Source organism: Methylorubrum subtropicum (assembly GCF_038442325.1).
Classification (GTDB): Bacteria; Pseudomonadota; Alphaproteobacteria; order Rhizobiales; family Beijerinckiaceae; genus Methylobacterium; species Methylobacterium subtropicum.
In genome coordinates this window covers 1-11,430 of sequence record NZ_JBBXMW010000044.1, presented here as the reverse complement: position 1 = coordinate 11,430, position 11,430 = coordinate 1, and the positions used below count along the sequence as shown (strand labels likewise).

The 11,430-nt window shown below is 67.6% G+C and carries 11 protein-coding genes; 5 read left to right on the top strand and 6 right to left on the bottom strand.

Annotation, left to right across the window (positions count from 1 at the left end; translation table 11 throughout):
- Positions 1-551 precede the first annotated feature (551 nt).
- The 3 genes from AAHG03_RS26865 to AAHG03_RS26855 all read left to right on the top strand — a co-directional run bounded on the left by AAHG03_RS26865 (position 552) and on the right by AAHG03_RS26855 (position 4,353).
- A complete protein-coding gene (locus AAHG03_RS26865) occupies positions 552-968 on the top strand; it encodes an ester cyclase (protein ID WP_342154910.1) in 417 nt (138 codons plus the stop codon).
- A 389-nt stretch (positions 969-1,357) separates the two neighbouring features.
- Positions 1,358-2,806 (top strand): alpha/beta hydrolase, encoded by a 1,449-nt coding sequence (locus AAHG03_RS26860; RefSeq protein WP_342154908.1) that lies wholly within the window; start codon positions 1,358-1,360, stop codon positions 2,804-2,806.
- On the top strand, positions 2,803-4,353 hold the full coding sequence (locus tag AAHG03_RS26855; protein WP_342154906.1) for a GMC family oxidoreductase: 1,551 nt from the start codon (positions 2,803-2,805) through the stop codon (positions 4,351-4,353). The genes AAHG03_RS26860 and AAHG03_RS26855 overlap by 4 nt, the downstream gene beginning before the upstream one ends.
- A gap of 215 nt (positions 4,354-4,568) precedes the next feature.
- On the opposite strand, the gene AAHG03_RS26850 is transcribed toward AAHG03_RS26855, so the two are convergent.
- Positions 4,569-4,871: a hypothetical protein gene (locus tag AAHG03_RS26850; RefSeq protein WP_342154904.1), complete on the bottom strand. Its 303-nt coding sequence runs from the start codon at positions 4,869-4,871 to the stop codon at positions 4,569-4,571.
- A gap of 507 nt (positions 4,872-5,378) precedes the next feature.
- Positions 5,379-6,257 carry a LysR substrate-binding domain-containing protein gene (locus AAHG03_RS26845; protein WP_342154902.1) on the bottom strand — a complete coding sequence of 293 codons (879 nt, stop codon included), beginning with the start codon at positions 6,255-6,257 and terminating at the stop codon, positions 5,379-5,381.
- Positions 6,258-6,428: 171 nt separating this feature from the next.
- Here AAHG03_RS26845 and AAHG03_RS26840 point away from each other — a divergent pair, with 171 nt between their 5' ends.
- Positions 6,429-7,367, top strand: a complete 939-nt coding sequence (locus AAHG03_RS26840; protein ID WP_342154900.1) for a DMT family transporter — start codon at positions 6,429-6,431, stop codon at positions 7,365-7,367.
- A gap of 28 nt (positions 7,368-7,395) precedes the next feature.
- Positions 7,396-8,412: a zinc-binding alcohol dehydrogenase family protein gene (locus tag AAHG03_RS26835; RefSeq protein ID WP_342154898.1), complete on the top strand. Its 1,017-nt coding sequence runs from the start codon at positions 7,396-7,398 to the stop codon at positions 8,410-8,412.
- A gap of 566 nt (positions 8,413-8,978) precedes the next feature.
- Here AAHG03_RS26835 and AAHG03_RS26830 read toward each other — a convergent pair.
- The 4 genes from AAHG03_RS26830 to AAHG03_RS26815 form a co-directional block, all read right to left on the bottom strand.
- On the bottom strand, positions 8,979-9,134 hold the full coding sequence (locus AAHG03_RS26830; RefSeq protein WP_342154896.1) for a hypothetical protein: 156 nt from the start codon (positions 9,132-9,134) through the stop codon (positions 8,979-8,981).
- Between the two features lie 36 nt (positions 9,135-9,170).
- Entirely contained in the window at positions 9,171-10,412 is a 1,242-nt protein-coding gene (locus tag AAHG03_RS27190) for a methyl-accepting chemotaxis protein (RefSeq protein ID WP_342154894.1), read from the bottom strand.
- Positions 10,413-10,475: 63 nt separating this feature from the next.
- Positions 10,476-10,862 carry a response regulator gene (locus AAHG03_RS26820; protein WP_342154892.1) on the bottom strand — a complete coding sequence of 129 codons (387 nt, stop codon included), beginning with the start codon at positions 10,860-10,862 and terminating at the stop codon, positions 10,476-10,478.
- A gap of 46 nt (positions 10,863-10,908) precedes the next feature.
- A complete protein-coding gene (locus AAHG03_RS26815; protein WP_342154911.1) occupies positions 10,909-11,307 on the bottom strand; it encodes a ParA family protein in 399 nt (132 codons plus the stop codon).
- Positions 11,308-11,430 lie beyond the last annotated feature (123 nt).

The following is an 11,430-nucleotide window of genomic DNA, read 5'->3' as shown; positions in this document are numbered from 1 at the left end:
CGTCAACCCGAACTCGTTCTGGAACCCCTACACGGCCCGCCGCGCCAAGGACGGCTTCTACGGCGGCTTCACCCTCGTCGTGCCGCTCGGCACCCTGCTCGGCCTCGCGCCGGGCTGACGGGCTCACTCGAATGCAGCAGCCCGAAAGCCAGCCTCCGCCTTTCGAGCTGCTGCCATGAGGAGTTTGCCTTCATGACACCCGCACGCGGTGCTTGGATTCTTACCGTATCCATGACGGTAAAGCTTTGGGACGGCGATGCCGTTGAACTCCGACACGCCTTCATCAGGCTCCAGAGATACATTCATTATTCAACATTCCGTCTCAGTTACGAAAATATGCCGGCCGCAAGCAGAAGCCAAATGATCGACCGGCGCCTTATGATAAGTCCGAAGATCGCAAAATCTATTCAACCCATGTTAATTCTTGCAAAATTCGGTTGCGTGTTCAGTGACGGTGAGTGATAACCAGAACACAAACAGATCTAATTCGTCGTCAGCGCGCATTCGCCTCAGACATCATCCGCGTCGACTGCAAAAAGGATAATTCTGACATGAGCGACATCACGATGATTGCAAGAACTTTCTTTGACGCCTGTGAAACGGGCGGGGGATGGCAGGCCTGCGAGCGCTATTGCATGGCTGATGCAACTTTCGCAGCCCAAGCCGATGCCTTAGCCGGCATCACTTCGTTGCGAGACTACACTGAGTGGATGAAGGGTCTTCTAACCTTTATCCCCAACGGTCGGTACGAAGTGAAGTCGTTCGCCACGGACGAAGAGCGCCGCAACGTTACTGCCTACGGGGTGTTTCATGGAGCCCATACCGGCGAAGGCGGTCCCTGTCCACCAACGGGTAAGAGCACAGCAACCGACTATGTTTATGTCATGCAGTTTGAAAACGATAAGATTGCCAAGATGACGAAAATATGGAATGATGTCCTTGCTGTGAAAGATTTAGGATGGGCTTAGTGTTTGCGGACTTTAGGCGATGCAAAGCACCGATTTCTGTCGTTGGGCGGGGGTTACGGTGACATCATCATATTAAGAGCGCCTAACAAAACCGGTTGATCTGGTCGGGGGTGATGAGGCTTGCCGCGATGCTGATGAAAGCCTCGTAGTGTGGGCAGCTCAGAAGTTTGGGGCCTTCGCCTGCCGGGACGGACGTGCCTGACGCTCAGCACGCAACTCGCGCTCGGCCAGGCGTGGCGCTCACGGTGGTCCAGGCCTCGGGCCGGGAAGACGGGGTATCCGAGCCGCGCGCCCCTGCGCGAAGCGGGTCACAGTCGTCCGCCACGATTAATCCCGCCTGCGATGTCGCACTGACTTGAACTCGGTCAAGCTCGCGCGATGTCCGGCGCATGACCGGACGCGCCCCCGACACCCTGTTCTGCCTTCACTTTCTCGGCGGAAGCGCTCGGACGTGGACTCCTCTCGCCGAGGCTTTGGCCGGGGCCATGCGGGTCGTCCCCCTCGACCTGCCCGGCTTCGGCGACGCCCGCGAAGAAAGCGGATACAGCGTCGATGCGATGGCCGACAGGATCGCCGGGGCCATCGCTGCCCGATCCGGCCCCTATCGTCTCGCCGGCCACAGCATGGGCGCCAAGGTCGCCCTCACCCTCGCCCGCCGGGCGGAGGACGGGGATCCAAATCTTGCCGGGCTGAGCAGCCTCGTGCTGGTCTCAGGCTCGCCGCCGAGCCCGGAGCCAATCCCGGAAGACCGGCGTAGCCGGATGCTATCGTGGATCGATGCCGATCCCGAGACCCGTGCCAGGGAAGCTCGCCAGTTCATTCAAGCCAATGTCGGCGGCTCCCTTCCGCTTGACTTCGAAAACTCGGCGACGGACGACGTGCTCCGGGCCGCTCCCGCGGCCTGGAAGGCGTGGCTCGACTCCGGTGCCCACGAGGATCTCTGCCGTCGGGTCGGCGTGCTGCGTACGCCTGCGCTGGTCGTCGCCGGCAGCGAGGATGCCGATCTCGGCCCCGACGCGCAGGCGGCGCTGACCCTGCCTCACCTCGCCCACGGCCGCCTCGTCACCGTCGATGGCGTCGGCCACCTGCTCCCGCTCGAAAAGCCGGACGCGCTCGCCCGGGCGATCCTCGATCATGCCGCCAAGCCGAGCGATCCCCGCGCAGCCCCGCCCGCGATTCCCCCGGGCTACGCCGAATTGATCGCCAGCGACCGGGTGAATTCGCGGCTGCGCTCGGCCTTAAATGAGCGGGCCGCGGCCGACGACCCGGCCTATGCCCCGCAGGCCCTCGATCCGGTGGAACTCGCGATCCTGCGGGCGGTCTTCGCGCGGGTCCTACCGGTCGCCGGCCTCGATGCCGCGGCGCGGGTCGATGCACGCCTCGCCGCCGGCAGGGGCGACGGCTGGCGATTCATCGCCCTGCCCGCGGACGACGAGGCGTATCGCGCCGCCCTGCGCACCCTCGACGCCGCCTCCCGTGCAAAGCATGAGCGCCCCTTCGTCGTACTCGCCGGGGACCGGCAGGACGCGCTCCTGACCCTCGCGCAGAAGGGCGAGCTCGCAGTGCCGCCCGCCCTCGGCGGGAGGCTCGACGCCGACCGGATGCGGTTCTGGTTCGAGGATGCACGGGCCGATGCCGCCCGCCTCTACCTGTCCCACCCGGCCGCCCTCGCCCGGCTCGGCTTCTCCGGCATCGGGGCGGGGGGCGACAGCCCTGCTCCCATCGCCCGGGGCCTGCCGGGCTTTACCAACACGCGCCTCGATACGCCCGAGCCTTGGGAGCCCGAGCCCTGGGAGCCCGAGCCTTGGAAGCCCTTGGCCGAGGAGTCCGCACGATGAATCTCGACGCGATGCGGACCCATTCCGAGGACGAGACGGTCGATGCCGTCGTCATCGGCACCGGGGCGGGGGGCGCGCCCGTCCTCGCCATCCTCGCGGCGGCGGGCCTGAAGGTCGTCGCCCTGGAGGCCGGGCCGAACTTCACGCCGGAAAAATTCGCCTTCGACGAGACCCTTGCCGATGAGATCTACTGGACGGAGGAGCGGCTCAGCGGCGGCTCCACGCCCGAGGCGTTCGGCGGCAACAACAGCGGCACCGGCGTCGGCGGCTCGATGCTGCACTGGGGCGCTTTCGTCCCCCGGGCCGATGCCCGCGACCTGCGGCTGCACACCGAGACCGGTGAGGGCGTCGACTGGCCGATCTCGCATGGCGAGTTGCGGCCGTTCTACGAGCGGGTGGAAGCGTTCCTTGGCGTATCGGGGCCGCGGAGCTACCCGTGGGATGCCGAGCGCCGGTATCCCCTTCCCCCGGTGCTTCGCAACGGCCCGGCCGAGCTGATGGCCGGGGCCTGCGAGGCCCGGGGCATCCGCTGGGCCGACGCGCCGGCGGCGGTCGTCTCCCGGGATTTCGAGTCCGAGGGCGGGCCGATGCGCCAGGGCTGCATCAATTGCGGCTTCTGCCACCAGGGCTGCCGCACCGGCGCCAAGGCGAGCATGGACGTCACCTACCTGCCGCTCGCCGTCTCCCACGGCGCCGAGATCCGGCCGGAGAGCTTCGCCCACGGATTCGAGCGGGACCGGGACGGCCGCATCGCGGCGGTGGTCTACATGAAGGACGGGCGAGAGCGCCGCCAGCGCTGCCGGGCGGTCTTTCTCTGCGCGGGTGCCGTCGAGACGCCGCGCCTCCTCCTGCACACCGGTCTCGCCAACGGCAGCGGGCAGGTCGGCCGCAACTACATGGGCCATGTTGCGACGCAGGTCTGGGGCACCTTCGACCACGAGGTGCGGATGAACCGGGGCTACCCCTCCTCCCTCATCACCGAGGATTTCATCCGCCCGGAGGACGCGGACTTCGCGGGAGGCTACCTGATCCAAAGTCTCGGCGTGGTTCCCGTGACCTTCGCCAACGCCGTCGCCCGCGGCCGCGGCCTGTGGGGGCAGCCGCTCCTCGACTATCTCGGGCGCTACAACCACCTCGCGGGGATCGGTATCAACGGCGAGACGCTGCCCTGCGACGCCAACGTGCTCGCCCTCTCCGACGAGACCGACGCCCGCGGCATGCGCAAGGCGCGGATCGATTTCGGCTACAGCACCAACGAGAACCGGCTGAACGTCCACGCCACGAAGGTCATGCGCGACCTCTGGGAGGCGGCCGGCGCCAAGGACGTCTGGGTACTGGATCGCGTCGCCCACACCCTCGGCACCTGTCGGATGGGCCGCGACGGCGGCACGGCGGTCGTCGATCCGCACGGGCGCAGCTTCGAGATCGACAATCTCTGGATCAGCGACGGCTCGACCTTCCCGAGTTCGCTCGCCGCGAACCCGGCCCTGACGATCATGGCGCTGGCGCTGCGGACGGCGGAGCGCTTCCTGGCGGTGGGGCGGTAGCGCGGTCGCTCGTGCAAGAGTCGCTGCAAAATACGAGCGAGGGGCCAGCGCATCTCCCTCCCCCTCTGGGTCAGCAGGGGTGGGGAGAGGGGAACGAAGCTTTTGAAGAAAGCGCGAAGCAGTGGTTCAACCGGAAAATGTTGAACGGCAGCAGGCCAGGCCTTCCCGCGCCTTGGCTTGAGCTGATGCGGGAAGGCCCCGTGCCGGAGCCTCTCTCAATCCATGACCTTCAGGTCGTCCACACTCACGTCACCATCCAGAGTGGTGAAGCTCGGTGCTCGGCCGTTCGATTGAGAGACGCCGCTGATGCGATGGTCGCCGCTATCGTAGGTCACCAGCTTGCCGTCGGTCTCGACGAGGAGCCGCTGCTTATCGGGGAAGAACGCGTAGCGCATACCGTCCTGGCCACCGCTGGTCGAAGGCTGGCCGAGCGTCTGCGGCCACCAGGGCTCCGAGCCTTTCATCGGCTTCATGGGTTCCATGGGCTTCATGGGTTCCATGGGCTTCATCGGTTCCATCGCGCTCGGTCCTCTGGCGGATTGTCTAAAGCCAACGCTACGCTCGAAGCGCCGGAAGGTTTCCCAAAAAGCTAGAGCATCGGCCCGAAAGGTGGCCGCCGGCTTTCGGGAAAAAGTCGATGCGACACAACAACCTAGCGCATCGTCCTGGATACGATATCCAGGACGATGCGCTAGGACCGCGAAGTCTGCTGTCGCGCTTGCCGTTCGAGGACGCTGAGATAGGCGCCGGGATCGCTGCGGAAGCGGGCAAGTTGGGTTCGGGCTTGCCAGAAGACGTTGAGGAATCGGCGTAGGGCTTGCCATTTCTCTTGGTCGAACCGTTCATCCGAGGAGCGATCTTGAAACGGCTAGGATTTCCGTTTTCGGTCGTTATGGCCTGATCGGTAGCTCCGTTCTCCACCCCGAGCGATCATTCCACCTTTCGAGACCTGTATGCGGAAAACGACTGTTTTCAAACATTTAGCTGCATGCGAAACCTATGTGAGGAAATCGAACTGCGTTGCATCACGCGGCCAGCGTCAGGCCGTCGTGCCCGGCGAGGCTTTCGCCGAGAAACGTGATGAGGGGCTGGACGAGGTCGGCTGCGCGCTCCTCGCCGAGCACCATGACCTCCGTCATCGGCAGTGCCGGCCAGAGGTCGGGGGCCCGCAGGATCTGCATGCCATCTTGAACGAAGGAGCGCCCGAGCAGCGTCACGCCGAGCCCGCCCGCCACCGCCGCCTGCACCCCGGAAAGGCTGCTCGCGGTGCAGACGGCGGCCCATTCCCGGCGCACCGAGTCGAGGGCCGCGATCATCATCTCGCGGTAGCTGCAAGGGGCTGCGAGCATCACCAGCCGGGCGGGCTTGGTGAAATCCGGCTCGAAATCGGTCGCCGCCAGCCAGACCAGGGGCTCGCGCCAGATCACCCGGCCGCGCGGCTGGGCGCCGCTGCGCTTGGCGATCACCGCGTCGAGCCGGTCGGCGTCGTAGGCTTCGAGGAGCGCGCCACTCAGCCCGGTCATCAGGTCGATATGCACCCCCGGATAGAGTCGGCCAAAGCGGGCGAGGAGCTTCGGCAATTGGCCGGGGATGAAGTCTTCCGACACGCCGAGCCGCAGGGTGCCGGAGGCGGGCGGCTCGCGCCACGCGCGGATCAGCCGGTCGTTGAGCTCCAGCATCCGGCGGGCGGCGACCAGCAGGCGCTCGCCGTCCGGCGTCAGGCCGAGGGTGCGGCTGGTCCGGTCGAAGACGCGCCGGCCCACAATCTCCTCCAGGCGCAGCACCTTCTGGCTCACCGCCGATTGCGAGCGGTGCACCACGTCCGCGGCGGCCGTGAAGCTGCCGGTCTCGGCCACCGCCACGAAGGCGCGCAGCAGGTCGAGTTCGAGATCGGGATGGCGCATGGGACCTCGGGATTGAGTGCCCCTACCATCTAGCAGAAAATCCAATCGCAACCATTGGAACTATGCGTTTCCCTGCATCATCTCGTTGACGCAGAGTGTCCGCCGTCGATCACGCCGATCGCCGGTCGGGCCCGCGAGAGCCCCGATCCCACGCCCTCGAGGAGGTCCGCCATGTCCGCCTCTGCCGCCGTCACGATCTCTTCCGAGCGCCGCGTCGCGAGGGTGCCCGCCGCCGCTCCGGCGCTGCTGCTCGGCGGCGCGATCCTGCTCTGGGGGGCGAACTGGCCGGTGATGAAGCTCGGCCTCGACCACGTTTCGCCGCTGTGGTTCTCCGCCCTGCGCTTCGCGACCGGCGCGGCCTGTCTGTTCGCGTGGCAGGCGGCGCGCGGCGAGGTCCGGTGGCCCCGCCGTGCGGACCTGCCCGTCCTCGCCTCCATCGGTCTGCTCCAGATGGCGCTGTTCACGGCGCTCGGCGCGGTGGCGATGACGCATCTGCCGGCAGGGCGCTCGGCGATCCTGAGCTACACGACACCGATCTGGGTCGTGCCGGTCGCAGTCCTCGTTTTCGGCGAGCGGATCGGGCGGCGGCAGTGGGCCGGAATCGGGCTGGCGGCCATCGGCGTCATGGTCCTGTTCAACCCGCAGGCCATCGACTGGCGGGACGGTACGGTCGTCGGCGCCCACGCGATGCTGCTCGCGGCCTCCGCCGCCTGGGCCGTCTGCATCCTGCATCTGCGCTACGGGCGCTCGAACGCGTCGGCGGCGCAGCTCGCGCCCTGGCAGATGCTGCTCGCGGCCGCCGTGCTGTTGCCCGCCGCCTACGCGGCCGAGGGGCCGTTCACGGGGGACGGGACGGCGACCTTCTGGGCCTGCCTGATCTTCGTCGGGCCGCTCGCCACCGCCCTCTGCTTCTGCGCCGTCAACGCCGCGAGCCGCCTCGTGCCGGCGAGCCTGATGTCGACGCTGATGCTCGGGGTGCCGGTCACCGGCCTCGTCCTGGCGACGGTGGGCCTCCGCGAGACGCCGGGGCCCGACCTGATCCTCGGAGCCGCGGCCATCGTCCTCGGCATCGCGGCGAGCGCAGTGCCTTCCCGCCGGGCTTCCGCCTGATCACTCCAGCCTCGAAAGGAACCCTCCCATGCGTGCCGTCGGCTTCCATCGCTCCCTGCCCATCGACGACGAGCGCTCGCTCCTCGACCTCACCCTGCCCGAGCCGGTGCCCGGCCCGCGCGACCTGCTCGTCCGGGTGAAGGCGGTCTCGGTCAACCCGGTCGACACCAAGGTCCGGATGCGTGGCGATCCGCCCGAGGGGCAGCCGCAGGTGCTCGGCTACGACGCCGCCGGCCTCGTCGAGGCGGTCGGCGCCGAGGTGAGCCGGTTCCGGCCGGGCGACGCCGTCTTCTACGCGGGCGACCTCGGCCGGCCCGGCACCAATGCCGAGCTGCATTGCGTCGACGAGCGGATCGTCGGCCGCATGCCGGCCTCGCTGTCCTTCGCCGAGGCGGCGGCGATGCCGCTCACCGCCATCACCGCCTGGGAGGCCCTGTTCGACCGGCTCGACCTGCGCCGGCCGGTGCCGGGGGCGAGCAACGCCGTGCTGATCGTCGGCGGGGCAGGCGGCGTCGGCTCCATCGCGACCCAGCTCGCCCGCCGGCTCACCGACCTGACCGTGATCACCACCGCCTCGCGACCCGAGACGGCGGAGTGGAGCCGCACGCTCGGCGCGCACCACGTCGTCGACCATACGCGCCCGCTGGCGGCGGAGGTCGCACGCCTCGGCCTCGGCGCGCCGGCCTTCGTGTTCTCCACCACCCACACCGACCGGCATCTGCCGGAGATCGTGGAACTGATCGCACCGCAGGGCCGGTTCGCGCTGATCGACGATCCGGAATCCCTCGACGTGGTGCCGCTCAAGCGCAAGAGCGTCTCGACCCACTGGGAGTTCATGTTCACCCGCTCGATGTTCGCCACCGCCGACATGGACGCGCAGGGCCGCCTGCTCGACGAGGTGTCGCGCCTCGTCGAGGCCGGCACCCTCACGACGACGGCGGCCGAGCGGTTCGGAACGATCTCGGCGGCCCATCTCCGCCGCGCTCACGCGCTGATCGAGAGCGGAAGGGCCAAGGGCAAGATCGTGCTTGAGGAATGGGCTTAAGGCCTAGCCGGAGCGAGCCTGCTCGCAAGCCAATCGCGGCGATGTCCAAAATCGCCGCGATACGACAATAAAACAGTTGCGCTCCGCAGCGGCCTACACTTCGATAGCCTCACTGCCGATACGCTCGGCACAAAACCCTCAGCAACGACTGGCCGTCGATCACACCCAATTCAATCAAGCTGTTAGGACGGGCGCGAACAATGTGAGAAAAAACGACCGTTTTTAGCTACTTAACCGCATGAAGAAACTAGGCGAGGAAATCAAATTCGAAGAGGCGCGAACGTTCTGCGTTGAGATCCGGCTTTTGGCCCGTGGGCCCGGACCGCTGCTATCGAACAAGGGCGAGCGGAATCCTGACCCCAAGCGGACTCTGGGGTGACGGTCGCCGAAGGACCGGATGGGGTGGGGAGCGGTCATCCGCGGGGCCTCGAACAGCGGACATCAGCCATGGCGGGCTGCAGCTCGCATAGGAACGGCTTGCCGAATCAGCGATGTCTAGATGCAAAACGGCCCCGCCTGAGCAGGGCCGTCGTTGTGTATCAGGGCGATGCGTGAGGCGGCGGGCCTCAGGCCGGTCGACGGCTCGCGAGATCGACCACGCCGGCCGTCTCGCCGGCCGCGATCCACCGCGGCAGGGCCGGTCCCGCCAGCGTCACCCGCAGGAAGAACGCGCCGATGCAGCCCGCCCACACTGCGGAGGCCCGCGGGCATCCACCTGCCATCAATTCCCCTTACGCCAATTATACTCACAAATTTTGTTAGAATAGCTCAATATCCGCCAGGGCCGATTCGTCGTTCTTGCTGCCCGTTGCCTGCGCGTGCGTCATGTGCTGGATCGCCGTGACATAACTGGCGCGCAACCGAGCCAGCAACCGGTCGGGCGTGAGCGCCGGATCGATGGCGAGACCCAGAAGCTGATCGCGTTGGCCTTCCAGGATGGCGTGGAGGAGCTGAAGCGCACTCCCCAGAGCCTCGATCTGCTGGCGGACCACGTCCTGAAACTGCACGCGCCCGAAGACCTGCAGGATCTGGCTGCCGATGAGCCGGTTGCGCTCGTCGAGTTCCCCAAGTTCCTGTTGGGCCGCACCGACCACCGCGAAGGCCTCGGACAGCGTGTCGACCTCGGCGAGCAGGCGCTGGATCTGGGCCTGCTCGGCCAGCGCGCGCTGCTCGGTCCGCGTGGCGAGCAGATTGGTCTCGATCGAACCGCGGATGGCCTCGATCATCTGGCTCGCCTCATTGGTGGCGGTGCGGGATCGCTGCGCCAGCGCCCTCAGCTCCCGGGCCACGACGGTGAAGCCGAGGCCGGCCTCGCCGGCACGGGCCGCCTCGATGCTGGCATTGAGCGCCAGCATGTTGGTCGCCTGACCGAGCTGGTCGAGAACACCGGTCACGGCATCGAGATTCTTCATCTGGCCGCTGATCGCGGTGAGGTGGGTGCGCTCGACCTGCGTCTCCTCCAGGCGTGCCGCGAGATAGGCGTGGAGGGTCGTCGCCAAAGCCGCGTAGGCCTCGTCCCCCCGCTCGACGAGGTCCGCCATCCGCGCCCGCGTCGCGCCGACGAACCCGGCGGCGTTGGCCAGCGCGTCGTCGAGCGCGCGCAGCTCGCCCAGAATCTCGCTCGCCGCCTCCTCCGTCTGCTCGACGAGGCTGCGCAATTGGAGGTCGGCGATCGAGAAGAAGGGGTCGAGGTCGGTCAGGGTCGCGCAGGTCGCCTCGATCGCCGGATGCGCGCCCGGCCCGGTCGTCGGCAGGACCGCCGCGACGGGCTGCTCCGGGCCCGCCGGGACGGCGACGGGAGCCGGTGCGGCGACTGTCCGCAGCGGGTGCGGACCGAGCGTCGCGGCGATGCCCCCGAGCCCGGCCGCGAGACCGACGCCCAGAACGCCGATGGGGTGGGCCAGGCCGACGGCCCAGAAGAGACCGCCGAGCGGGAGCCCGACGGCAAGGCCGCACAGAGCCGGGCGCAGCGGGGCGTTGGGAAGAGCGGGAAGGTCCATGACGCGCTCGCGACGCAGGCTTGGAAAAAAACTCGGCGATGACGCCCGGCGGGGGCGAACCCGTCAGGCCGCCTTGGGGGAAAGCGACGGGGCGACCTGACGGATGACCTGGAGCAGCCTGTCGGCCTGGACCGGCTTGACGAGCCAGCCGGTGGCACCGGCCTTGCGGGCCTCGTCGCGCTTCTCCTGCTGCGATTCCGTGGTCAGCACGAGCATTGGGGTGAAGCGCAGAGCCGGCAGCTTGCGCAGGGCGCCGATCAGCTGCACGCCGTCCATGCCGGGCATGTGGTAGTCGGTGATGACGAGGCCGGGGCTGAGGCCCGCCTTCGCCTTGTCCAGCGCGGCTTCCGCGTTCGGCGCCCGCTCGCAGGCGAACCCTGAGCGGGTCAGGATCTCGGACATGCTCGCCAGGATCGTCGGCGAGTCGTCGACCAGGAGGATGGGTTTCATGATCCGCTCTCTCGATCCATGAATTTGTGGGGCACGCGCCAAGTCGTCATTGGACAATCATCGTACAGACGTAGTCGCACAGCGACTCGAAGTCCGTCACCGCTCTGGTTTTAGGCTTGTAGTACTTTACGGGTTGTTGCCGGCCGAAGGCTTCGGCGAGCGAGACGTCCGTACGGATGCCGTCGAGCAGGCGCGCGGCACCGAAGCGCGCGGTCAGCTGGTCGTGGGTCTCGCGCTGCATGGTGACGCGCAGATCGACTTGGACCGGCAGCAGGCTCAGGCCCTTGAGCCGCGGGTTGAGGGCGCTCGCCACGCGGAAGTAGGAGCGGGCGAACTGGCCGACGCCGTCGACGGCCAGATGATGCAGCAGGGTCGGCACGATGACGTGGTCGGCCGCCGCCAGGGCGGCGACGAGGAGCGCGTCCGCGGCGGGCGAGGTGTCGATTGTCCGTCGTCAGATGATTTGAGACGGTTTGGGCTGCTCAGGAACGGAGGCTCTGGTCCATCTGGGTTGAGAGGTTAGGCGGCCTGCGCGTGATGGCGCAAGCGGCGATCGATGAGGGTCTGA